The sequence below is a fragment of the Pseudomonas sp. CAM1A genome (assembly GCF_047501685.1).
GTDB lineage: Bacteria > Pseudomonadota > Gammaproteobacteria > Pseudomonadales > Pseudomonadaceae > Aquipseudomonas.
Genome location: NZ_JBFNXP010000012.1, coordinates 92,062 through 116,222, shown reverse-complemented (window position 1 = coordinate 116,222; position 24,161 = coordinate 92,062). Strand labels below are relative to the sequence as shown.

The 24,161-nt window shown below is 65.8% G+C and carries 13 protein-coding genes; 3 read left to right on the top strand and 10 right to left on the bottom strand.

The window, feature by feature from the left end:
• Positions 1-26: 26 nt before the first annotated feature.
• Positions 27-4,565, top strand: a complete 4,539-nt coding sequence (locus ABZO33_RS23115; protein WP_414537930.1) for a hypothetical protein — start codon at positions 27-29, stop codon at positions 4,563-4,565.
• A 38-nt stretch (positions 4,566-4,603) separates the two neighbouring features.
• Here the strand turns inward: ABZO33_RS23115 and ABZO33_RS23110 are convergent, their stop codons facing one another.
• The 9 genes from ABZO33_RS23110 to ABZO33_RS23070 form a co-directional block, all read right to left on the bottom strand.
• On the bottom strand, positions 4,604-5,377 hold the full coding sequence (locus ABZO33_RS23110) for an enoyl-CoA hydratase (protein WP_414537929.1): 774 nt from the start codon (positions 5,375-5,377) through the stop codon (positions 4,604-4,606).
• Between the two features lie 13 nt (positions 5,378-5,390).
• The gene (locus tag ABZO33_RS23105) at positions 5,391-6,518 is read right to left on the bottom strand and encodes an acyl-CoA dehydrogenase (protein ID WP_414537928.1); all 1,128 of its coding nucleotides are present in this window, start codon (positions 6,516-6,518) and stop codon (positions 5,391-5,393) included.
• 8 nt (positions 6,519-6,526) lie between these two features.
• A complete protein-coding gene (locus tag ABZO33_RS23100; RefSeq protein ID WP_414537927.1) occupies positions 6,527-7,720 on the bottom strand; it encodes an acetyl-CoA C-acyltransferase in 1,194 nt (397 codons plus the stop codon).
• A gap of 12 nt (positions 7,721-7,732) precedes the next feature.
• Positions 7,733-8,500 (bottom strand): SDR family NAD(P)-dependent oxidoreductase, encoded by a 768-nt coding sequence (locus ABZO33_RS23095; RefSeq protein WP_414537926.1) that lies wholly within the window; start codon positions 8,498-8,500, stop codon positions 7,733-7,735.
• A 12-nt stretch (positions 8,501-8,512) separates the two neighbouring features.
• Positions 8,513-10,159, bottom strand: coding sequence for an AMP-binding protein (locus ABZO33_RS23090; protein ID WP_414537925.1), 1,647 nt, complete (start codon positions 10,157-10,159; stop codon positions 8,513-8,515).
• Between the two features lie 127 nt (positions 10,160-10,286).
• Complete coding sequence (locus ABZO33_RS23085; RefSeq protein WP_414537924.1) at positions 10,287-14,720, bottom strand: NEL-type E3 ubiquitin ligase domain-containing protein; 4,434 nt, start codon at positions 14,718-14,720, stop codon at positions 10,287-10,289.
• A gap of 77 nt (positions 14,721-14,797) precedes the next feature.
• Entirely contained in the window at positions 14,798-19,270 is a 4,473-nt protein-coding gene (locus ABZO33_RS23080) for an NEL-type E3 ubiquitin ligase domain-containing protein (protein WP_414537923.1), read from the bottom strand.
• 78 nt (positions 19,271-19,348) lie between these two features.
• Complete coding sequence (locus tag ABZO33_RS23075; protein WP_414537922.1) at positions 19,349-20,371, bottom strand: AraC family transcriptional regulator; 1,023 nt, start codon at positions 20,369-20,371, stop codon at positions 19,349-19,351.
• Positions 20,372-20,428: 57 nt separating this feature from the next.
• Positions 20,429-21,292, bottom strand: coding sequence for a LysR substrate-binding domain-containing protein (locus tag ABZO33_RS23070; protein WP_414537921.1), 864 nt, complete (start codon positions 21,290-21,292; stop codon positions 20,429-20,431).
• Between the two features lie 113 nt (positions 21,293-21,405).
• Here ABZO33_RS23070 and ABZO33_RS23065 point away from each other — a divergent pair, with 113 nt between their 5' ends.
• Both ABZO33_RS23065 and phnX read left to right on the top strand, forming a co-directional pair.
• Positions 21,406-22,512, top strand: a complete 1,107-nt coding sequence (locus ABZO33_RS23065) for a 2-aminoethylphosphonate--pyruvate transaminase (RefSeq protein ID WP_414537920.1) — start codon at positions 21,406-21,408, stop codon at positions 22,510-22,512.
• Positions 22,513-22,546: 34 nt separating this feature from the next.
• On the top strand, positions 22,547-23,374 hold the full coding sequence (phnX, locus tag ABZO33_RS23060; RefSeq protein ID WP_414537919.1) for a phosphonoacetaldehyde hydrolase: 828 nt from the start codon (positions 22,547-22,549) through the stop codon (positions 23,372-23,374).
• Positions 23,375-23,444: 70 nt separating this feature from the next.
• Here the strand turns inward: phnX and ABZO33_RS23055 are convergent, their stop codons facing one another.
• Positions 23,445-24,005 (bottom strand): NADPH-dependent FMN reductase, encoded by a 561-nt coding sequence (locus ABZO33_RS23055; protein WP_414537918.1) that lies wholly within the window; start codon positions 24,003-24,005, stop codon positions 23,445-23,447.
• Between the last annotated feature and the right edge of the window lie 156 nt (positions 24,006-24,161).

The window sequence follows — 24,161 nt, the reverse complement described above, 5'->3', positions numbered from 1 at the left end:
AGCTCATCTACCCACAGGCCACTGCCATGAACGACACCCTGCAACAACGCCTGGCACAGTTCAGCCGCCTCGACTGCAAGGTCGCCAAGCGCTTCAACGACCGCCCGACCTTGCTGGAAACCGCCGAACACCTGCTCCTCGATCAATGGCTACAACGTCATGTGAGCCGCCAATACAACCCGCTGAGCCTATTCCTGAAAACGCGTCATCCGCAAACCGACAATACCTACATCAGGCCTCTGGCACAAACACTGGTCGAACGCTACTGTCTGCGCCGCACGCTTAACCTGGCTGGCGGCGCCGACGCCTTGGTTGCACACCCGGACGCCGCCGATGCCACGGTGAACATCGACCTGCACGAGGTCGAACTGCTCATCAACGATGCAGGTCCTTTGCTGCTCACCGTTCACCAACAGCAACTCATTGGCTATTGGTGCGCCTTCAACAGTAGCGGTGAAACCCCCTGGCAGTGGTACGCCAACGATCTGCGCCAACAACTGCGAACCGCCATCGAGGCTCACCCTACCGCCGCCAGCTTGCCAGCGGTCGCGATGGCGACCGCGAGGCTGGTGCATGACTACCCAGAAGCGGCCCAGCGCAGTGAATGGCCAAATGCCAATGGTATCGTTGTTTCCGGCCTGCGGGTCGATTATGCGAACAACAGCAACCTCGACGTGGATCTTGCCAGCGCGGTGCTGATCGAGCATGCCGATGGCGACCCCGCGCGTGACCTGACCCTGCTCTACACCCTGAGCGGCAAACTGCTCAGTTTCGATTCGCGTCAGGCCTTGCTGGAGACCATCGCGCGTTACCATGCCAGCACTACCCCGAAAGCCCCGCTGCGCATCGATATCACACCCGTCGCATTTTCAATCTTCGAGGACCAGGCACTGGGCCTGCTGAACCAGCAGTTGCGCGTCATCGACACCCTCGCCTCGCGCTACCACAGCGCGCGTGATGCGCTCACCCTGAGCCTGGAGCTCGACCGTTTCACCTCCATGGTCGACCTCTGCAGCAACATCGAGGAGGCCCAGCGCCGCTCGCTCTCAGCACACTTGCCCGACTGGTTGCGAAACGCCCCGAGCCGCCCCCTGATGCTTTTCAGCACCCTGCTGGTCGATGTCGCACAGCGCTATCACGAGGCCAAGGGGCGCTTCTGGCTGGACGACATCCCCACCCCCGAGGCATTTGCCAACCAGCAGCTGGCCCTGCGCCTGGCGGCCGAGCATCCCGATGATGCCTGCACACCTGGACAGGTCCGCATCATTAACTACCAGGTGACCGCCGCCGCAGCCCCCGTGCGAGGTTCGATCGTAACCAGCGGCGAGGTGACCCCAGTAGCGTTCACCCTGGCCCAGCTGGCCATTGGCAACCTGGGGCTGCTCAAGCCAGGCCGGGTAACGCTTACCTCCAACACTGCCGCTGCGCTACCCGCGTGGATGACCGAAAGCTACCTGCGCACGCTCGTCAGCGAACTGGATATCGCCACCCACTACCCGGCCCTGTTGCGACGCGAGCTCCTGGACGACGCAACCCAACGGCAGCGCCGACAACAGTTGCTCAAGGCACAACTTGGGGCACAACTGCCGGTACTGGCCATGGAGCTTCACCTGCAAGGCAAGATCCCCGACAGGCAAATCGTCGATCATGTCAGCCAGGTGTTCTCGTCTACCCCCTCGATGGCGGACTCCAGTTGGGTCATGCGCCCGCTGGGCTTCGTCAGATATCCTGGTGCGGCAGCAGATCACCCTTGCAATACCTGGCTCATTGAGGCACAGGCCCCCAATGGCGAGGCTTGCCTGCTGTATCGCCCCCTGCATGAAGAGTCGCTGCTGTACTTCGGCGACCGCCTGGCGCTGTTCGTCGCCATCAGCACACCTGGGAACCTGCAGGACGACCTGCTGCAGCGCCTGCCGGCCGAGGATAGGCGCTTCTACGCCCATGGCGGCTTCCTCGAGCCGCACCTGTTCGTGCCGCTGGACGACACCAGCGCCGTGCCGTTCGGTGCACCTGCGCCCGTCAGGCTGGCGCTGGAGCCTGCCAAGGATGACGTGGGCCAGGCGCTTTACCTCGCCTGTGTGGACGAATCCATCGCGCGCTTCGAGGCGCAGGCCGTCAGCACGTCGCAAACCCGCTGGAACCACTGGAAGGAGCTCGGCTGGCTACTGTTCAATACCTTGCTGCCACTGGCCGGCAGTACCCTGGGCAAGATCGCCTGGCTGGCACAGATGGAACTGGCCTTGGCTCGGTTCGTCACCTCTGACGGTGAACGTGACCCTACCGAACATCGCCTGACCATGGTCGACCTGCTGGTGAACATCGCCATGCTGCTGTTTTCCCACTCGATCTTCCGGCTACGGTTGGAGCAGGCGCGAGCACCGTCCCCCCCTGAGCTGCCCCACGCCCCAACGCAAGCCGAATTCACTATCCCTGAGGTGACCGCTGGCCACGCCTGCATTCTCGACTTTAGCTGGGCCCGGCCTGACCGCACGCTCACCCTGGCACAGCGCAAGCAGCTTGAGCAACTGCAAGCCAAAGTCCCGGCCACGGACCTCGGCTCGCCGATACCGGCTGGCGAATTCCAAGGCCTGTACCTTTACGACACGGCGCTCTACGCGGTACTTGAAGGTAAAGCCTACGAACTCATGAAAGACACTGCTCGCCAGCAAATGCGCATTGTCGGGCAAAACCAGACCCTGGGCCCCTGGCTACACACAAATGAAGCCGGGGCCTGGCAACTCGATCTCAGGCTAGGCCTGAAGGGCGGCATGCCACTGTCAGAGCAACTGCGCAGGCTCCAACTGGAAAAACAGGACGCCCTGCATGCCGCCAACGAGGTGATCAAGGCAGACAAGGAAGTCATTCCAGCCAGGCTCCGCGAAATGACCACCCTCGAAGGCCTGGCCAGCGCCACGACCGATGACAAGGTATTGGGCACCTGCCAGGAGCGGATCAGCGCCGTCTCCCGCTTCTGGGAAGATCACCTCGAACACCTGAAGACCCGTAACGCGCTACAAGCGGTCAAGGATTTCAGGAAAGTCCACGCCTACGCCGTGTACAACGTCAGTTTCTGCCAGCGCGTCCTGCACAAGATCCTGTACCTGCGCTACCAGCCCAGTCGCGAACAGTTGCTGCAGGTTGCCAGGCAACAACAAGGGCAGCTGCACAGCGCGGCAGACGTACGGATTGCCACGCAGCGGCTGGACAAACTGGCCCCCCTGCTCGAACGAATGACCGAAAACAATACGCTGCTGCGTCAGTGCCAGGACGAACTGGCCAGACTGGCCAGTCCACGCTTTGCTGAAATCAGCCAATGGCGCGATCTGGCCGCCACCGTGCCGGCCAACGCCGAGCGCGCGCTGATCTTGCGTTTTCTGCGCCTGGAGGGGCTGCTCAATCGCATGACCCTGGTACACGGTCTCAAAGGCGATGCGCCTTTTTGGCCGGACCGGTTCTGGGGCAACGTGGAGCTGGGGATTGCCCAGCGCGCCAAATTGCTCAGGTTGTCGCAGCCGGACCCAGAGGTCAGCACGCGCCTGCTACAAAGCATCAAGGGTCACTTGGAGGCCGCCAACCGACAACTGCGCAACCTCATCGACCTGACCAAGGGCGATGCCGCACTGCAGACAGCGCAACAGTTACAAAGCGAACTGGATGAAATCATCGCGCAAATCACGCGAGACCTGAAGGAACTGCCGGACTACCCACCTGTACGCACCCTGGCACAGCTGCACAACAAGATGCCTGGGCTGATCGAAACCACCGAACACGGTGTATTGCTGGCCGAACCCCGAGCAGATGATGTCAATACTGTCGACCTGCCTGGCCCGGACAGCAAGACTCCGACTCGTACCTATCACCTCAAGCAAGGCAACTGGGTAGAGCTCAAGCCCGCCAAGTTAGCGCAACCAGACAGCGAGCGGAGCCTCAAGCGCCTGTTGAAGAGCAGTGCGGGGCTGATGAGCGATGCGCGCATGGAGCTGGCGAAAGTGCAGCAGGCGGGTAACCGTTACCTGCCGGTGGAAATCGAAGAGTCCATCCTCCATCAGCATGCACGCCTGCTCGGCCAGGTCGAGGCCATCGAGGCACGCTTGACCCAGGACAATGCAACCGACGAAGGCGTCAAGGGGCTGGACGCCGAAGGCACCGCCAAGTCCTTGCGTGCCTTGGCCGAGGAGCTGCAAAACAAGGCGAGCCAGCTAAGGATAGAGGCCGCCCTGACACAGCGGCCTCGCATGAGCGACGTGCAATTCTTGATCGAGCGAGGCCAGGTGCAACTGGCGAAGGTCGGGGCCCGGGTACGCCTGGCCAGGGTCAAGGGGCGCCCTGCCGATTTTCTTGATGAATACAGCATCAGCCATGACGGCAAGGCGCTGTGGTATGCCCACTTCCACTACCCGACCCAGGAAGCCGCCAAGCGCGACTTCATCGCGGGGCACCTGAAGACCCTGGCTCAACGCCATGCCGCAGGCCGGCAGGTGACCGAGGCCGATGGCACGGTCACCGACGTCTACCGCGCGCCGATCACCACGGCGGCCGCCAGCGCATACTTCTTCAACCTGTAAGCCCCAAGGGGCGCTGGCCTGCCAGCGCCCCGTCGGACTCAACGGTCCTTGAACTGCGCCTCGCGCTTGGCGATGAACGCCGCCATGCCTTCTTTCTGGTCTTCGGTGGCGAACGCGGCATGGAAAACCCGGCGCTCGAAGCGCACGCCTTCGCTCAACGTCACTTCGAAGGCGCGGTTGACGCTTTCCTTGATCATCATGCTGACCGGGATCGACTTGCTGGCGATGGTCGCTGCCACTTTCAGCGCTTCTTCCACCAACTCGGCCTGCGGCACGATACGCGCCACCAGCCCAGCACGCTCGGCTTCCTCGGCGCCCATCAGGCGGCCAGTGAGGCACAGTTCCATGGCCTTGGCCTTGCCCACCGCACGTGTCAGGCGCTGGGTGCCACCCATGCCCGGCAGCACGCCGAGGTTGATTTCCGGCTGGCCGAACTTGGCGTTGTCGGCGGCCAGGATGAAGTCGCACATCATCGCCAGCTCGCAGCCTCCGCCGAGCGCGAAGCCCGACACCGCGGCGATGATCGGCTTGCGCCGGTTGGCGATGCGGTCGGAATCGCTGAACAGATCGTCGACGTAGATCTGCGGGTATTGCAGCTCGGCCATTTCCTTGATGTCGGCACCGGCGGCGAAGGCCTTGGCTGAGCCGGTGAGCACCACACAACCGATGTTCGGGTCACGCTCCAGCTGGTCCAGGGCCTGGTTGATCTCGCCGACGATCTGCGCGTTCAGCGCATTGAGCGCCTGCGGGCGGTTGAGGGTGATCAGGCCGACCTTGCCATGGATGTCCAACAAGATGGTTTCGAATGCCATGCAGACTGCTCCTTCAAAGATTGCGCGCAATGACCATGCGCTGAATGTCGCTGGTGCCTTCGTAGATCTGGCAGACCCGCACGTCGCGGTAGATGCGCTCCAGCGGGAAGTCGCTCAGATAGCCATAACCGCCCAGGGTCTGCAAGGCATCCGAACAGACCTTTTCGGCCATTTCCGAGGCGAAAAGCTTGGCCATCGACGCCTCCACCAGCGCCGGGCGCCCGGCGTCGCGCAACGCGGCGGCATGCAGCACCATCTGCCGGGCCACGGCAATCTTCGTTGCCATGTCGGCCAGGCGGAAAGCCACGGCCTGGTGCTCGATCAATGGCTTGCCAAAGGTCTGCCGCTCGTTGGCGTAGTCGCGGGCCGCCTCGAAGGCGGCGCGGGCCATGCCCACCGACTGCGAGGCGATGCCGATGCGCCCGCCTTCGAGGTTGGCCAGGGCAATCTTGTAGCCCTGCCCTTCCTCGCCCAAACGATTGGCTAGCGGCACCCGCACATTGTCGAAGACGATCTGGCAGGTGTCGGACGCATGCTGGCCGAGCTTGTCCTCGACCCGTGCCACCTGGTAGCCCGGTGAATCGGTGGGCACGATGAAGGCGGTGATGCCGCGCTTGCCAGCGTCCGGGTCGGTGACGGCGAAGACGATCACCACCCCGGCATTCTGCCCGGAGGTGATGAACTGCTTGCTGCCGCTGAGAACATAGTGGTCGCCGTCCAGGCGGGCGCGGGTCTTCAGGCTGCTGGCGTCGGAGCCAGCCTGGGGCTCGGTCAGGGCGAAGGCGCCGAGCATCGCGCCGCTGGCCAGCGGCGCGAGGAACTGCTGTTTCTGCGCCTCGGTGCCGAACTTGAGGATCGGCACGCAACCCACCGAGTTGTGCACGCTCATGATCGTCGAGCAGGCGCCGTCACCGGCGGCGATCTCCTCCAGGGCCATGGCATAGGCTATGTAACCCGTGTCGCTGCCGCCGTACTGCTCCGGCACCAGCATGCCGAACAGGCCGAGGGCGGCCATCTCTTCGATGGCTTCCTTCGGAAAGCGGTGCTCCTTGTCCCATTGCTCGGCAAACGGCTTCAGCCGCTCCTGGGCAAAGTCGCGCACGGCGTCGGCGATCTGTTGTTGCTCTTCTGTTACCAGCATGATTCACCTCAGTACAGGCACTCGACCGCCATGGCCGTCGCTTCGCCACCGCCGATGCAGATGGCCGCCACGCCGCGGCGCAGGTTGTTCTGGCGCAGGGCCGACAGCAGGGTCACCAGGATGCGCGCGCCCGAGGCGCCGATCGGGTGGCCCAGGGCACAGGCGCCGCCGTGGATATTGACCTTGTCGTGGGGCAGGTCGAGGTGTTTCATGGCCGCCAGGGTGACCACGGCGAACGCCTCGTTGATCTCGAACAGGTCCACCTCGGCCAGGTTCCAGCCGGTGCGCTTGAGCAGCTTGTCGATGGCACCAATGGGCGCGGTGGGGAACAGCGCCGGGGTGTCGGCGAAGGCCGCGTGGCCGTGGATCAGCGCCAATGGCTTGAGGCCGCGTTTCTCGGCCTCGGAGCGGCGCATCAGCACCAGCGCTGCGGCACCGTCGGAGATGGAGCTGGAGTTGGCCGCAGTGACGGTGCCGCCCTCGCGGAAAGCCGGCTTGAGCTGCAGGATCTTGTCCAGGCGCGCCTTGGGCGGCTGCTCGTCATCCTTGATGACGCGCTTGTCCTTGCCTTCGGTGACTTCCACCGGGACGATCTCGGCGGCGAAGCGGCCACTCTTGATCGCTTCCTGGGCGCGAGTCAGCGAAGCGATGGCGAAGTTGTCCTGGGCCTCACGGCTGAAGGCGCCGCTCTGGGCGCAGTCCTCGGCGAAGGTGCCCATCAGCCGGCCCTTGTCGTAGGCGTCTTCCAGGCCATCCACGAACATGTGGTCGATGATCCTGCCGTGGCCCATGCGGTAACCGCCGCGGGCCTTGTCCAGCAGGTAAGGCGCGTTGGTCATGCTCTCCATGCCACCAGCGACGATGACGTCGGCGCTGCCGGCCAGCAGTTGGTCATGGGCCAGTATCGCCGCCTGCATGCCCGAGCCGCACATCTTGTTCAGCGTGGTGCAGGTGGTGTGCTTGCCCAGACCGGCGCCGAGGGCCGCCTGACGCGCCGGTGCCTGGCCCTGCCCGGCGGGCAGCACGCAGCCGAACAGCACTTCTTCGACGCTGGCGGCATCGATGCCGGCGCGTTCGACGGCGGCGCGGATCGCGGCGCTGCCCAGCTGCGTCGCGGTAAGGCTCTTGAGGTCGCCCTGCAGGCCGCCCATGGGCGTGCGCACGGCGCTGACGATGACGATCGGGTCGTTGGCGAGTGTCATGTGTATCTCTCCTTACTTGGCAGCCATGCGCAGCGCGCCGTCGAGGCGGATCACCTCGCCGTTGAGCATGCTGTTCTCGATGATATGGCGGGCCAGCGCCGCGTATTCCTGTGGGCGGCCCAGGCGTGGCGGGAACGGCACCCCGGCGGCCAGCGAGGCGCGCACTTCCTCGGTCATGCCGGCCATCATCGGGGTTTCGAATATACCGGGGGCAATGGTCATCACGCGGATGCCGAAGCGCGCCAGCTCGCGGGCCGCCGGCAGCGTCAGGCTGGCGATGGCACCCTTGGAGGCGGCATAGGCGGCCTGGCCGATCTGGCCGTCATAGGCGGCAATGGATGCGGTGTTGATGATCACCCCGCGCTCGCCCTGCTCGTCCGCCGGCCCTTCGACCATGGCCGCGGCAGCCAGACGCAGCAGGTTGAAGCTGCCGATCAGGTTGACGTTGATCACCTTGGCGAAGCTGCCCAGGCCGTGCGGGCCGTTCTTGCCCAGCACCTTTTCGGCACCGACGATACCGGCGCAGTTGACCAGCCCGTGCAGGCTGCCAAACGCGCTGAGCGCGGCATCGACGGCGGCCTTGGCCGCCTGCTCGTCGCTGATGTCGGCCACCGCGAAACGCGCGTTGGCGCCCAGCTCATCGGCCTTGGCCTCGACGGCGGCGGCATTGAGGTCGACCAGCATGACCTTGGCACCGGCCTCGGTCAGCATCTGCGCGGTGGCGGCGCCCAGGCCCGAAGCCGCGCCGCTGACGATGAAGTGTTTGTTCTGAATATGCATGGCGTTTTTCCTTCAGGCGCCCGCAGCGATCGGCTGCGCGGCTTGTTGTCGGGCGATTTCCTGATTGCGCAGGATGAAGCGTTGCAGCTTGCCGCTCGGGGTCTTGGGCAGCTCGCCGACGAATTCGATTTCACGCGGGTAGGCGTGGGCATAGAGGCGCTGGCGCACATGCTGGCGCAGGGCCTCCTCCAGCTCGGCGCTGGCCGGGTACCCCGGGGCCAGTACCACAAAGGCCTTGATCAGTTCGGTGCGCTCCGGGTCGGGCTTGCCGATCACCGCCGCTTCGACCACCGCCGGGTGCTCGATCAGCGCGCTTTCCACGTCGAACGGCCCGACCCGGTAGCCAGAGGTGGTGATCACATCGTCGCTGCGGCCGACGAAGCTGATGCTGCCATCCGGGTTCAGTTCGACGGTATCGCCGCTGAGGTAGTACTTGCCGACAAAGGCCTTGGTCGGCAGGCCGTGGTAGCCACCGAACCAGCACAGGGGCGACTGCTCGCGGTCCACCGCGAGAATGCCCGGCTGGCCGGCCGGCAGCTCGTTGCCCTGCTCGTCCACCACCACGATGCGGTGGCCAGGGATGGCGAAACCGGCCGACCCGGGATGCACCGGGTGCTCCAGGGCATGGTGGTTGCACAGCACCATGCCCAGCTCGGTCTGGCCGTAGTGGTCGTGGATCGTCACCCCCAGTTCATCGGCGAACCAGCGAATCACTTCGGGATTGAGGGGCTCACCGGCACTGCTGACCACCCGCAGGCGACCCTTGATCGGCACCGAGAAGGCATCGCCGGCGGCGATCAGCAGGCGGTACGCAGTGGGCGACCCGGCCAGGTTGGTGATACCCAGCTTGGCGATCACCCGCGCGCAGCTTTCGACGCTGAACGGCCCATCGTAGAAGGTGGTGGCATGCCCGAGGGACAGCGGCCCGGTGACCGCGTAGTACAGACCATAAGCCCAGCCCGGATCGGCCAGGTTCCAGAAGTTGTCGTCCGGGCGCAGACCGACCGCATCGCGCATGTAGCCCTGGAAAGCGACGATCGCGCGCAGTGGCACCTCCAGCGGTTTGGCCGGGCCTGTGGTGCCAGAGGTGAACATCAGCAGGAAGGGGTCGTCGCCACGGCGCATGACCGGTGCGCAGACATCCTCCGCCGCCGCCAGTGCCTGCTGGAAGTCCAGTTCACCGGCCGCCGCGCCGACCGTGACGATGGTCGGGCAATCCAGCACATCATCCAGCTTGGAGCGGTTATTGCGGTCGGTGACCACCACCTTGGCATGGGACTGTTCCAGACGGTGCTCGATGGCCTTGGGCCCGAAGGCGGTGAACAGCGGCTGATACACCGCGCCCAGGCGCCAGGTGGCCAGGATGGTAACCAACAGCTCAGGGGTGCGCGGCATCAGCCCGGCAACGCGGTCACCGGCCTGCACCCCTTGGTGCTTGAGGACATTGGCAAACCGCGCGGCCAGGGCCTGCAGTTGTTCGAAGGTGTAGCGACCGCCATTGCCGTCACGGCCTTCCCAGATCAGGGCGGGCTGTTCGCGGCCAATGTGCCGGTCGCAGCACTCGACACAGGCATTGAGGGCTTCAAGGTTGCCGTGCAGCGCCGCGCTGGCGGCCTGGGCAGGGTCGAACGCACGAGCAGCCTCGGCGTAATCACGCATCGTCGGACTCCTGGTTTCTTGTTTTTGGAGTGGGACCATCGGTCTGACGATGTTCGCGCCGCGCCTGCGCTGCGGCAATGGCCAAAGCTGTCAATCTGGATGACCGGTTTGGCCGCTGGCCACCGGTTCAGCCCTCGCTCCGGCTCGTACCGTGCAGGTAGGACAGGCTCAGCCCGACGACCAGTCGTTCGCTATCGGCAAGCTCCCTCTCGCGCAGCAGGTTGAGCTGATCTTGCAGGGCCCCGACCTCCAGCGTCGGCCTTTGTGCCTGAAGCTCCAGGCTGCGCTGGAGGTAATCGGCCCTGATAGCCTCGAACATCCGGCCATGACGTTGGCGCAGGAAACGCCGCCAGAACTCGCGTTCAGCCAGGCTCTCGGCCAGGGCCTGTGGCGTCTGGGCCTGAATCACCCGCAAATACGCATCCTCGCTCTGCGCCTCTGTCAGCTCGACGGCGTCGGGATAGCGCATTGCCTGCGGCTGCCCAGGCAGCGCCAGGCGCGTGCGCAGTCGAACCCGATAGCCAAGCCCCAGCGCCAGGTGATCGAAATGTTCTCCGGCGGCCTGGCGCGTCAGGCTGTCCTGGTAGGCGATGCGCTCCAGCCGCTCCAGGCGGAACAGTTGCCGTCCTAGTGTCAGCAGGTTGCCCAGGCTTTGCGGATCGATCGCAGCGGTCTCGGCCCGGGCTTGCAGCACCAGCACCTGCAATTCGCTGAAACGGCTGGCCACCGTATCGGCGCAGGACAACTGCCCCCTGGCCCGCTCGAACAGCCGTCGGCACAGCACCGGATCGCGATCCAGGGCCTCGAGCAATGTCCACACATCCTGGGTCAGCGCGGCTCTCGCCGCGCCGTCCTGCATATAGTCGGCCGTCTGCTCCAACCGTGCCAGCAACCTGAACAATCCGACACTATCCGCCTCGCCCAGCAGCCGCTGCCACAATGCCTCCCGCTCCGCGCGGGTCGTGGTGTCTACAGCCGCCAGCCAGTGCTCGCGGACCTGGACCAGGTCAATGCGTACCGGCGCCTCGGGAAGGTGGCCGTGCTCTTCGATCACATCGAGCGCGTACAACCGGCGAATCTGCATAGCCGACAGCGGATTGCGCTCGACCAGCACGGCGCGGCGGAACCCATAGGGCATCTGCAGGATTTCGTCTGGCACGCTGCGCAACTGGTTGTCGCGCAGGTCGGCCAGCTCGAGCAGGCCACACAATTCCATGCGCTCAGGCCAGATGCCCAGCCGGCAATGGCGCAGGTTCAGACTGACCAGGCGTGACAAATGCTGGAACCTCAGGTCGAGTGTTTCCAGCCGGTTGTAGCTCAGGTCCAGATGCCTCAGTTGCGACAAGCCACGCAGGACCGCCACGGCCTGGGCATCGAGGCGAATCTGGTTATGTGCCAGGCGCAACGTCCTCAATTGCTCAAGGTAGGCGATGCCAACCGGCATGCGCAGCAACTGGTTGGCACTGAGATTGAGATCCGTCAGTGCGCTGAACGGCCGAAGAAAGTCCACTGGCACTTCGTTGACCGGCGAGTCGTTCACGCTCAGGGCCGTCACCCGAGGGAAATCGAGCTGTGCCGGCAACGACGGCAGGCTACGCAGCTGCATGCCCCCAAGTGCAAGGCGTTGCCCCTGACCATCCTGGATGACCTCACCCTGCAGGCGCCAGGCCCGCAGGATGACATCGGCGGCGCGCCTGCGCACGGCCTGGCGGCTCTCCTGCAGATCGGTACTGACCCAGCGATCCAGGCAGCGCATCAACTGCTCGAGATCGTCCTGCAACTCCACCAGGCGCTCGAACAACGCCACCCCGCCCTCCTCCAGGCGCCCCTGCTCCGCCACCAGCGCTTGCTCGTCCAAGCCCGGATAAAGCGCGCGCAGCAGGTTGCGAATGCTGGTTTGCGCGGTATCCGGTGCCCCCGCCGCACGCCCACTGAGCGCATAGCCCACGCGACCATCAGCCTGTCGCCGCACTGGGTTGAACCACTCACCCTGTTCCGGCCAGCCCAGCAGGCGGGCGACAGCCGCATGCAACGTCGGCAATTGCGCCAGAAGCCGCTCGCGCAACTGCGGCGTCGAGCCCACCCTCTCCAGGTGCAACGCGGTTCGTTGCGCCGGCGTCAGGGCTGCATCAATAGCCGCGAAGACACAGCCTTGGGAGTCAAGCGTGACCTGCTGGCGCGCACCCCAGCCGTCGTAGAGTTCGAAGCGGCCCTGCCTGCGCACCAGGATCCGGCCCTGCGCGCCTTGTCCGCCAGCACCGATGAGCTTGAGTGAACGGCCATCCACCGCGCCTTCGCGCAAGTCGATGCTGAGCCCTTGCAGCTTCAGACTGTCCAGCAATGCCAAGGCCAGCTCGCCGGTCTCGTTGCTGTACGCCGAGCCCAGGTAGAGCCCCGCCAGCGCCCGCCCCAAGCGCTCCTGGCGCAGCAGAGCCCGGGCGCCTTGCGCGCACGGCAGCGGTACACGCTCTTCCCGGCGGGCCAGTTCATGCTGAGTCTCGCTTGCCTGCCCAACCAGTTCGCGCACATACGCCGAGGGCAACCCGGGGAAATCACGCCGTATCAGGGTGGTCAAGTGGTCGTCGGCAAACGACTGCTCGGTCAGATGGGCGAACAACTGCGGACCTAGCTCTGCCGCCTGGGCCAGGACCTGCCCCGGGCCCTTGCCAATCGCCGGGCGACCTTCGCACCAGGTCAGGAGCTCGCTGTCCGAAGGCATCAGGGTACTGAGGCGCAGCCGCGCGAAGAATCTCTCGATCCGCGCCTGGGCCGCAAAGGCACGTAGGGCCTGCCCCAGACTGGCAGGTACCGGCCGGTTTTCCACCAGAACCGCACGCAAGCCGTCCAGCGTCAGCCCCGCCACCTGCAATACCTGGCAGGCCTGCCGCTCATCCAGCGGCGCGCGTTGCGGCCAGAGCGCATCGAGCATGCGCGCAGGGTCGTGCCAGGTAAGCGGCTGCTCGCGCATCAGGCGCCAGCCGCGCTCACCGTTGTGCAGCACGATCGGGCCATATCCACCGCTGCGAGCGGGGTGGCGCAACCGCCAAGGCCCCTCGCCGGCCGGCCGATGCACCTCGTGGTAGCGGCCGTCGAGCCGCACCCAGCGGCGCTGCGTCGCGCCATAGCTGCCATCGGCGTTCTGTTCGAAGGTGTCGGGAATGGCGTCATAGTCCGCCGGATCGAAGTGCCAGAGACGGCTGCGTCCGTCGCCCAGGCTGACCGGCTCCAGGGCGTCGACAAAGGCGCTGCGCAGAAAGCCGACCCCGGCGGCGGTCACCGCAGTGGCCGCCAGGGTCTCGGCAACCCCGAGCATGTGCTCCAGTGCCTCGTGTTGATGCCCGCGCGTCCAGTCAAGCACCCCTTCGAACACTTCCGAGCAGGTCTGGAGCACCAGCTGCCCCAGCAACAACGCCCCTACCACCGGAATGAAAAGCCCGACCAGATTCACCAGGTCGAGCCCCGCAGTTTTCCAGGCCGCATGCCTGGCGCGAACCGCAGCCGTGTCGACATCGGCGGTCGGCACCAGCAACAGACGGGCATCCTCCTTGACCCGTTGCACCTGTCGCCCCGCCAGCTGTGCAAAGAGGTCCCCGGCGTGTGTCCTGCCCTCGAGTTCGAGGTCCGGGTGACTGTCGCGCAGACGCTGTGCGAGGGTGTCGAGAAAACCGGCGCGGTGCTCGAGGCTGATCAGCTGGGCGAAGTACTGCTGATACGCCGCCTCGCCCAGTTGCCGTGCCAAGGTGCCGTTCATCGCTGCGGCGTTGTCGAAGTAGCGCAACGCCTGGCGTGGGTCGCTGGGCAGGTAAAGCACCAGGCCCCTTGACTCGCCCGACTCGCCACGCAGGTGAATCAGCAGACCGTCGGCCACTGCCTGCCCCAGTACCGTCAGCAGTCCGGGGAAGCCTTTGATCCCTTGCCCGCCGTGCGCCTGGCCATCGCCCGCCACATCGCGCAGCGCAAGCTGCACCCAGGGCCCGATATCCCCCTTGAGCGCCGCTATTTCAGTCGCAAGCCTGAACCCCGCACGCTTGTCCTCGGCCAGGATCGCTTGGGTCGCCGGGCTGAAGATTCGCGCCAGCTCCTGCTGGTAACGCTGCCCGACATCGAGCTTGCGGCATGCTTCGACCAGGCCAGCCAGCGAGGCGTTCAGCGGCTGATCGCGACCTGGCTCGACCAGGCCCGAGCCCAGGTAATGGTCGGTGCCTGCGGCAAAGTTGCGCATCAGGCGCAACAAGCCGTTTTCGCGCGTCTGACTGTATTCGTAGGTTTGCAGCAGGCCGCCCGGTAGTCGACCGAAACGCGGCGCGACCACAAGCCACTCGAGCCGTGCAAAGACCTGCCCGTCGGCCAAGGGCGCATCCAGCAGTGTCGCCAGATGCTGCTCGGCAAACTGTTGCGGCGTCAACAGCTCAAGGGTAAGGCCGCGCAGACGGGCCTGGCTCGCGTGATGCGCGTTCAGGCTCCTGCGCAGGGTGTTGATCTGGGCCCTCGAGGCTCGCGTGAGCCAGGCAGGCAGCCTGGCCGCGATGAATTGATCGATACCGGTAGTGGGGTCAGCCATGGTTGAAAGCCTCGGGTGATTGGAGTGACCATGTTCACCAGGCAGTGGCCTGATACGCAGAGGGAAGCGCGCCCGCTCTACCGGGGGATTTCCAGCTCTTTCTGGGTCAGTTGCAGTGCAAGCGCTTCGAAGGCCCCTTCGGTATCGCGCCGGAGCTGGTCGCAGCGCTGCGTGTACGCCCCGCTGCCCAGACTTTCCTTTTCCTCGTCGAGCGCCTCCATCGCACTGTCAAAGCTGTCGGAGATCCGGGTGAATGCCTCGGGGTATCTGGCGCGCAAAAAGGGTGTCCAGAAGTCTCGCTGGCTGATGTAGCGCGCCCGCTCACTACCAGCCTCGGCCGCCAGCACCGCGCGACAGGCCTGCTCGAGATGCTCCGCAGTCACCCCAGCCACCGCCTGAAACTGCATGCTGCGTGGCTGGCCAAGCAGGTTGAGGCGCTGCGCCAGGCCGGTGCGGTAAGCCAGGCTCACCTCCACCTCGTCCACCCCGCGCGCCTGCGCGATGCGAGCTGTGAAATCCGCTCGGGCGAACGCCTCCACCTGGTCGAGCCGGAACATTCGCTGGGCCAGCAACAACCGGGCATCGCGGGTGGCAAGGGGGTCTGCGCCCTGCGTCGCCTGCAGCACACGCATGCGCACTTCGAGCTGGCTGAAACAGTGCGCCACACTGTCGACACAGGTACGGGGGTCGGCGGCACGCTCGAAGAGGTCCTCACGAACCCCTGTATCGGCGTTGGCGACCTCGATCACCGCCCACACCCGTCGTGACAGGTCGTCGCGAGCCAGGCGGAAGTCCGAGCTTTCGATCAACTGCGCAAGCAACTCGAAGAATGGCTCATGGCCGGGTTCGGCCAGCAACGCGTCCCATTGCCCGGCCCTGCGCTCACGCTCCTGCTCGGCCAGGGTTCCGAGCCAGGATGTCCTGGCCGCCGGCACGCCCGCCTCCGGCGCCTGAGGGTGGGCGGGCGGCGGTTCGGCCGCGTACAAGCGGTCGCGCTCGGCCTCCGACAGGGGATTACCCTCGACATGCACTACCCGACGCAGCGCCTGCGGCGCCTCGAGCAGTGCCTGGGGCAAACTGCCGATCTGGTTGTGGCGCAGGTCGACGAAATCGAGCAGGCCGCACCATTCCAGCCCTTCTGGTACAGCCTGCAGACCAGAGCGGTAGAGATGCAGTTCGCGCAGGCGGGCCAGCTGGTTGAAACTCAAGTTGACCGTGCCCAACGCATTTTCGCTCAGGTCCAGCACACTCAAGTGCGAGAGACCAGCCAACACGTTCACATGGGGCTGGATCAGGCGTACCTGGTTGCGGGCCATACGCAGGTGGCGCAGGTGTCGCAGCGCATCCAGATCGCCGGGGATCGCTGTCAGGTCGTTGTTGCTCAGGTTAAGCCGCCGCAACTGGGGGAAGCCCCTGAGAAAGCCGGCAGGTAGCGTCTCCAGACGCAGGCCCACCAGCGCCAGGTCGGTGATGTGGCTGTAATCGGTGCCTGCAGGCAACGCCGGCAGGCTACCTGCGGGAATGCCATAAATCCGCAGGCTCAGACCGCCGGGCTCACCATTGCTGTAAACCACCTCCTCGCCTTCCAGGCGCCAGGCCCGGCGAAAGGCGTCGGCAACTGCTCGCCGATGCCCTCGCGATGCCCCGTTGACGGCGTCGCTCCACTGGCCCAGGCTCCCATCAAGCTGGCGGTATTCCTGTTCCTGGCGCAACAGGCAGGCGTAGGCAGACCCCGAGCGGATCAACAACAACTGCAGGAAACGCTCGACCTGCTCGCCATCGAAACTTGGGTAGAGGCTGCGGATTCGCTGGCGCAGGGTCTGTCCCTGAAAGGCCACCGCGCTCCCGCGACCGCTCAGCAGATACCCCACCCGACCATCGGCCAGCCGATGCAGGCGGGCCGCACCTTGCCGCGCTTCGCGCCAACCGAGCAAACGCATCAAGGCCAGCCGATCCCGCGGCAACCACGCCTGGAGTGAGGCGCGCAAATGCCCGGCGCCACCTTCGCCGGCCCAGCCATGGTGCTGCAGGAAGGTACTCGGCAGGCAGGCAGCCAGCACCTCGAACAGCCCCTGCGGCTGCGCCACTTCGAGCTCACTGGGGCGACCATGGTCGTCGAATAACTCGAACCGGCCCTCACGCCTGACCATCACGGTGATCCGCGCCGCCGCGTCCTCGGGAAACAGCCGCTCCAGCGTCGCCCCGGCGCTGGAGCCCTCGCGCAGTACCAGATTGACCGCACCCGCCGGCAGGCCATGTCGGCGAATCAAGGCAAACGCCAGGGTGACGGCATCGGCGTGGTAGCTGCTGGGCAGGTAGAGCGCCTCACGCGTTCGGGTCAACCGGGCCTCCTGGCGCGCCGCCCGCGCTTGCTCCGCCAGCGCCAGCGGCACACGAGCCTCGACCTGCATGCGTTGGCGTTGCGCGGCGCTGGCCTCGTTGAGCAACGCCAGCGCATAGGCATCCGGCAACCCGGCGAAACTACCCCGCAGGGTCGCCAGCAGCGGGTCGTCGACCAGATAGCGCGCGGCGAAATGTTCGAGCATCCCACCGCGCAGACGCTGGGTCTGCGCCAGGATCGCCTGGTCCTGGCGCGCCGGCGTCTCACCCTGCAGCGCCAGCGTGTCGACGCACCACTGCCTGGCCTCGGCGTCCTCGCCCGGGCGCGCGAAGAACGCCTCGATCCGGGCATCGACGGCGAAGCGCTCCAGCGTATCGCGCAACCTGACCGGCAGACGCCGGCTTTCCACCAACAAGCCTCGCAGGTACGCTTCATCAACCTGCGCGACCGTCAGCACCTGTTCGACACGCGTCGCATCCAGCGCCGCAGCAGCAGGCCAGAGGCGCTTGAGCAGCAGCGCCGCGCCCTGCCACTCCAGTGGCCGCTCGTAGGCCAGCCGCCAGGCGCGTTCGCCATTGCTCTCCAGCACGGGACCAAACACGCCGGGGCCGTCGCGGTGCAGCAGGCGCCACGTACCCGCGCCATCGCGCCTGACCCGATAAAACACGTCGTCCCGCTGCCAATAATGTGCATCGCCGGCCTTGAACAGCCCATTGTCGAGCTCACTCGCCCGCGCCAGCGACGCAGGTGCCTGATAGGGCCGCAGGTCGTACCGCCACAGGCGCTGATGCCCCAGCTCGGTGATAACCGGCTGCAGTTGCTTGACGAAAGCACTGCCCAGCATCCGCGTACCGACGACGGTCGCGCCGCCGGCCACCAGCGTCGAGGCGACCTGCAACATGTGCTCCAGCGCCTCGTGCCGATGCCCCTGAGACCAGTCCGCCACGCCTTCGAACACCTGGCCGAGCACCTGCCGGGCCAGGTCTGCCAGCAGCAGGGTGCCAACGACCGGCACGAACAGACCCACCAGGTTCAGCAGCACCAGCCCGGCGCTCTGCAGTGCCCGCAAACGCTCGGCGGCGGCGCCGGCATCCGCCTGGCGCGTCGGCACGGCCAGGAACGCCGCATCGGCCTTGACCCGTCGACTTTGCGCAGCCGCCTCGCGGCTGAACAGCTCGCCGTCTCCCGCAGCCCGCGCCGGCTCCAGGTCCGGCGCCTCATCCTGCAGACGCTTGCCCAGCAGCACCTGGTAGCGCGCCTGGTCCTCCAGCGCAATGCGCTGCCCGAGCGCCTTGCGCAGCTCGGCATCGGCCATGGCGACAGCCAGGGCGCGGTTCAACGAAGGCATGTCGGCAAATCGGCGAATCGGTCGCTGGTGGTCGTCCGGCAGGTATAGGAGAACGGCCTGCAGCCGCGCCGGGTTGAACACCACGCCGCTGATCCCGCTCAGCGTGCCGATCAGCTCGAACACCAACGCGCCGTCCACGCGGCAACCCAGCACCTGCAAGCCTCCCATGCGCAGACGCAGGCCGCCGGGCAGTTCCGGGCATTCGCCCTTGCCGACCTGGCGCAACATCCGCAGGTCGCTCCCCGCCAGTTGCCCTTTCAATGCCGCGACCTCGACCGCCACGGCCAGCGCCAGGCGCTTGTCCTCGGCCAACAGGCGCAGGGTGCCGGCATCCAGTACCTGCTCCAGGTGCTCCTGGTAGGCCTGCCCGACATCGCTGCGCCGGCACAGCTCCACGAGCTCATCGATGCGCTGCGTGACGATGCGCTCCGGCTTCCCAGGCGCCTTCGCCTCCTCGACCAGCGCGGTTGCGGCGAAGTACGCTTCACGCTTCCTGAAGTTCTGCAGCAGCTTCTGCAGGGCCGGCACCGTCACGAAGTAGGACTCGAACGCGCGCACGTCACCCTGCACCACGCTCAGGTGGCGGCGCTCCTCACGCCAAGATGCCCGGGACAGGTCGATGTCCAGCTTGAGCTGTTGCTTGATCGCCGCCTCAAGGCGCCGGGCGGCGAACACCTCGAGTGGCTGCAACCGCTGTGCGACCGCGGCCATTCGTTTCTGGCTCTGCAAGTGCGCCCTCATGCAGGTACGCAGGTCTTCAAGCGGTTGGCGCCCGGCGTACTTCAGCCAATCAGGCAGCTGCTCACCGATGAAGTCATCGGTTGCGTGTCGCAGTTTCGGGGGCAGGGTTGCTTCGGGCATGGTCGATATCCTCTGAGTGGTTCGACCTGGCACCTTGCGCTTGACCTGCGCTTCCCGGCAGCGGGAATCATTGGCCCTTCAACGCCCGCCGCCACGCACCTGGATCAACGCCCGATAGTGCCCGGGGTTGCAACCAAACCACTTGCGAAACGCCTTGTAGAACGAGCTGCTGTCGGCGAACCCCAGCCCCTCGGCGATCTCGCCCATGGCCCGCTCGTCCTGGCTCAGCCAGGCAATTGCCAGCTCACGACGCACGCTGTCTTTCAGGCCCTGATAGGTCTGCCCCTCCTCCGCCAGGCGTCGGCGCAAGGTCGAGGGCGACAGGCACAGCTGGCGCGCCAGAGTGTCACCATCGGGCCAGTTTTCCGGCGCCTGGCACAGCAGGTCGGTGCGAATACGCCGCCCCAGGCTGGCCGGATCTCGGTACTTGACCAGGATGTTGCCCGGCGCCTCGGCGAGAAAGCGCTGCAGCTCTTCCTCGCTGCGCCGTAGCGGCACGTCCAGGGCATCGGTGGCGATGATCATCCGCGTACGCGGTCGCTCGAACTGCAGGTTTTCCGAGAACATCACCCGATAATCGTCGCAAAATGGTGGCTCGGCGCAGCGCAGGTCGATGGCCAGGATCGGGATGCGCCGCCCTGCCAGCCAGCAGGCCACGCCATGCACGATCATCCAGAAGGTAAAGTAGGTGAAGGCGCGGCGCGGTTGATCGCGGGGCTCGTTGATGACGATCTCGGCCAGGCCTTCCTGGCGCACCAGGCTCGGCTGCAGGTCGTCGAGCATCAGCGACAGAAACGCCAGCACCGTTTCCAACCCTGCCCCAAGGGTTGGCTGTGCCATGCTCGCCCGACACAGGAACGCCAGGCTGCCACTACGCAAGCCGCGTGGATCCATGGCAAAGAACTCGTCGTTGCAGCGCCGGGCAAGCAAGCGCCAGAGCCGGGCATAGGACCCGGCGCTGACCCGCGCCTCGGGCAGGTGCAACTGCTCGACGGCGATGCCGGCCCGGGCCAACAAGGCGGTGTCAGGCTCACCGGCCGGGCAGGTCTGCAACAATGCTTCGCGCACCAGTTGCATGGAAATGGTGTCTTTCTCGCTCATCGACGGTCCTGTGATTGCAATGCCGGCCATCTTAGGGCCCGCCGTTGAAAACAGCCATCACAGGCCGCCCGCCAGGCCCAGGAAGGCCTGGATCAAGCGCAGTTCCCGACGCCGCTCCAGGCACCCGACCAGGTGCTGGTTGACCAGCCCGGCACCCCTCAACGGCCGCGCCACTACCCGCGGGTCATGCGCCACCTCGGTGGACGACACCACCCCGATGCCCAGCTCGGCCGCCACCGCCTCGGTCACCGCCTCGCGGCTGTCCAGCTCCAGCAGCACCCGCGGCTGCACGCGGGCATCGGCGCAGGCCTTGTCGAAGGTGCGCCGGGTGGTCGAGCTGGGCTCACGCAGGACCATGATCTGCTTGTCCAGTTCGGCCAGCGGCAAGTCGTCGGTGGCCGTGGCCCAGGCATGCCCTACCGGCAGCAAGGCACAGAGGCGTGATTCGCACAGGCTTTGCAGGTGTAGCCCCTTGCGCGGCTCGATTTCGGTCAGCACCGCCACATCGGCATGCTCGGACAGCAACGCCGCGAGGGTTTCCTGGGCGTTGCCCAGGCGCAGGTTGACGGTGATCCCGGGGTAGCGCTCGCGCAACTGCGCCAGCATCGGCATGACCCGGTGTGGGCCGTCGGCGGCAACTTCCAGGCGCCCGGTGAGCAACTGCCGGTTGGCCTCGAGCATGGCCTGGGCCTCCTCGGCCAGGCTGAACATCGCCCGGGTGATGGCCGCCAGGCGCGTGCCCTCCTCGGTCAGTTCGACGCGCCGGGCGGTGCGCCGCAGCAAGGTGATCTGGTAGTGCTCCTCCAGCGCCTTCACATGCCCGGTCACCGCCGGTTGGCTGATGAACAGGCGCTCGGCGGCGCGGGTGAAGCTGCCCTCGCGGGCGACGGCATCGAAGGCACGGAGCTGGAACAGGTTCATATCTATCGGCCCGGCTTATAGTTGGCATATCTACAAACAATTTGATTGATAGCACGGCGAATTGCAACCTAGCCCCACTAGTTTCCAGCCCACCGCAAGTGAGGAACCACGGAATGAGCAACGCCCCGATCCTGCTGACCCCCGGTCCTTTGACCACATCGCTGCGCACCCGCCAGGCCATGCTCGTGGACTGGGGCTCCTGGGACCGCGACTTCAACCAGCTGACCGCCAGTGTGTGCGAGCAGTTGCTGGCGATCATCGACGGAACCGCCAGCCACCACTGCGTGCCCCTGCAAGGCAGCGGCACCTTCGCCGTGGAAGCGGCCATCGGCACCCTGGTGCCGCGAGACGGCAAGGTGCTGGTGCTGATCAACGGCGCCTATGGCCAGCGCCTGGCGAAGATCTGCAAAGTGCTGGGTCGCGACTACAGCACCTTCGAGACCGCCGAGGACCAGCCGACCACGGCCGCTGACGTCGACCGCCTGCTGGCCGCCGACCCCGCCGTGACCCACGTGGCGCTGATTCACTGCGAGACCAGCACCGGCATCCTCAACCCGTTGCCCGAGATCGCCCAGGTGATCCAGCGCCACGGCAAGCGCCTGATCATCGACGCCATGAGCTCGTTCGGCGCGCTGCCCATCGATGCCCGACAGATTCCCTTCGAAGCATTGATCGCCGCCTCCGGCAAGTGCCTGGAAGGGGTGCCGGGCATGGGCTTCGTCTTCGCCGAGAAAACCGCCCTGGCCGCCGCCGAAGGCAACGCCCACTCGCTGGCGATGGACCTGCACGACCAGCACTCCTACATGGCCAAGACCGGCCAATGGCGCTTTACCCCACCCACCCACGTGGTGGCCGCCCTGCACGAAGCGTTGCAGCAGTACGCTGAAGAAGGCGGCCTGTCGGCCCGCCACCAGCGCTACGCCGACAACTGCAAGACCCTGCTCGACGGCATGGCCAAGCTCGGCCTGCGCAGTTTCCTGCCGGCCGAGATCCAGGCGCCGATCATCGTCACCTTCCACGCGCCGAGCGATCCGCGCTACCAGTTCAAGGACTTCTACGAGCGGGTCAAGGCCAAGGGCTTCATCCTCTACCCCGGCAAGCTGACCCAGGTCGAGACCTTCCGCGTCGGTTGCATCGGCGTGGTCGGCGCCGAGGGCATGCAGGCCGCCGTGAACGCCGTGGCCGAGGTGCTGCGGGAAATGGAAGTGCTGGACATCTGATCTTCTGCCTACCCAATTCAAGGAAACTGCGCACATGAACTACAGCAACCCTACCCAGCTGCAAGCCGCCATCCTCGACTGGGCCGGCACCGTGGTCGACTTCGGCTCCTTTGCCCCCACCCAGATCTTCGTCGAGGCCTTCGCCGAATTCGACGTGCAGGTGTCCATCGAAGAAGCCCGTGGGCCGATGGGCATGGGCAAGTGGGACCATATCCGTACCCTGTGCGACGTGCCGGAGATCGCCGAGCGCTACCGCAAGGTGTTCGGCCGCACGCCGACCGATGACGACGTCACCGCCATCTACGAACGCTTCATGCCGTTGCAGATCGAGAAGATCGCCGTGCACTCGGCGCTGATTCCCGGCGCCCTGGACACCCTGACCGGGCTGCGCAAGGACGGACTGAAGATCGGCTCGTGCTCGGGCTACCCGAAGGTGGTCATGGACAAGGTGGTCGAGCTGGCCGCGCAGAACGGCTATGTCGCCGACCATGTAGTCGCCACCGACGAGACGCCGAACGGCCGCCCGTGGCCGGCCCAGGCACTGGCCAACGTGATAGCCCTGGGGATTGACGATGTGGCCGCCTGCGTGAAGGTCGACGACACCGTGCCGGGTATTCTCGAAGGCCGCCGCGCCGGGATGTGGACCGTGGCGCTGGTGTGCTCGGGCAATGCCCTGGGGCTGACCTGGGAAGGCTACCGGGCCTTGAGCGCAGAGCAGCTGGAGAGCGAGCGCAAGCGCATTCACGCGATGTTTGCCGGGTCGCGCCCGCACTACCTGATCGACACCATCAATGAACTGCCCGAGGTGATCGCCGATATCAACCGGCGGTTGGCCAAGGGGGAAATGCCGCAGGCTTGCTGAGCGTCCGCGTGATGGCCATCGCCGGCAAGCCGGCTCCCACGGGAGCTGGCTTGCCGGCGACAAGGTGTCTTCAGACTGCCCGGTTCAGCTTCACCCACGAGGCAAACTTGTCGATGAAGCCCTGCAGGAACGGCCGGGTCTTGTCACTCAACTTGCCACTGTCATCGAACAGCGTCGCCGCCCCACCGAGGTACGCCTCGGGCATCTGCATGCACGGCATGTCGAGGAACACCAGCGACTGGCGCACCGCATGATTGGCGCCAAACCCGCCGATCGCCCCCGGCGACACGCTCGCCACCGCCGCCGGCCTGCCACCCCACACACTCTGCCCATAGGGACGCGACCCCACGTCGATGGCGTTCTTCAAGCCGCCCGGTACCGAACGGTTGTATTCCGGGGTGACGAACAGCACCGCGTCGCTGCGGCGGATCTCGTCGCGAAAACGCTTCCACGCCTCGGGCGCGCCCTCGGCCTCGACATCCTCGTTGTACAACGGCAGGTCGCCGATCTCGACGATCCGCAGGGCAAGGCTGGACGGCGCCAGCTCAGACAGCGCGCGAGCCACCTTGCGGTTGTAGGAGTCCTTGCGCAAGCTGCCGACGACAACCGCTACCGAATAGACCTGGCTCATGGCGTTTTGCAACCTCTGCTCTGGGAATGGGACCAGTTAGTTATAGATGACCGTTCCTCGGCTTCACGGTTTTTTTCCATTCGGCTGAAAACTTCCCGGGCGTTTCACTGGTCTATGCCTACAGACATTTCCTACACGATTCAGAGGTTTCCACCT

What these genes read in the sequence shown, in the direction of transcription:
- ABZO33_RS23115 (WP_414537930.1), top strand. Translation starts at nt 27, where the DNA reads ATGAACGACACCCTGCAACAACGCCTGGCACAGTTCAGCCGCCTCGAC.
- ABZO33_RS23110 (WP_414537929.1), bottom strand. Translation starts at nt 5,377, where the DNA reads ATGGCATTCGAAACCATCTTGTTGGACATCCATGGCAAGGTCGGCCTG.
- ABZO33_RS23105 (WP_414537928.1), bottom strand. Translation starts at nt 6,518, where the DNA reads ATGCTGGTAACAGAAGAGCAACAACAGATCGCCGACGCCGTGCGCGAC.
- ABZO33_RS23100 (WP_414537927.1), bottom strand. Translation starts at nt 7,720, where the DNA reads ATGACACTCGCCAACGACCCGATCGTCATCGTCAGCGCCGTGCGCACG.
- ABZO33_RS23095 (WP_414537926.1), bottom strand. Translation starts at nt 8,500, where the DNA reads ATGCATATTCAGAACAAACACTTCATCGTCAGCGGCGCGGCTTCGGGC.
- ABZO33_RS23090 (WP_414537925.1), bottom strand. Translation starts at nt 10,159, where the DNA reads ATGCGTGATTACGCCGAGGCTGCTCGTGCGTTCGACCCTGCCCAGGCC.
- ABZO33_RS23085 (WP_414537924.1), bottom strand. Translation starts at nt 14,720, where the DNA reads ATGGCTGACCCCACTACCGGTATCGATCAATTCATCGCGGCCAGGCTG.
- ABZO33_RS23080 (WP_414537923.1), bottom strand. Translation starts at nt 19,270, where the DNA reads ATGCCCGAAGCAACCCTGCCCCCGAAACTGCGACACGCAACCGATGAC.
- ABZO33_RS23075 (WP_414537922.1), bottom strand. Translation starts at nt 20,371, where the DNA reads ATGAGCGAGAAAGACACCATTTCCATGCAACTGGTGCGCGAAGCATTG.
- ABZO33_RS23070 (WP_414537921.1), bottom strand. Translation starts at nt 21,292, where the DNA reads ATGAACCTGTTCCAGCTCCGTGCCTTCGATGCCGTCGCCCGCGAGGGC.
- ABZO33_RS23065 (WP_414537920.1), top strand. Translation starts at nt 21,406, where the DNA reads ATGAGCAACGCCCCGATCCTGCTGACCCCCGGTCCTTTGACCACATCG.
- phnX (WP_414537919.1), top strand. Translation starts at nt 22,547, where the DNA reads ATGAACTACAGCAACCCTACCCAGCTGCAAGCCGCCATCCTCGACTGG.
- ABZO33_RS23055 (WP_414537918.1), bottom strand. Translation starts at nt 24,005, where the DNA reads ATGAGCCAGGTCTATTCGGTAGCGGTTGTCGTCGGCAGCTTGCGCAAG.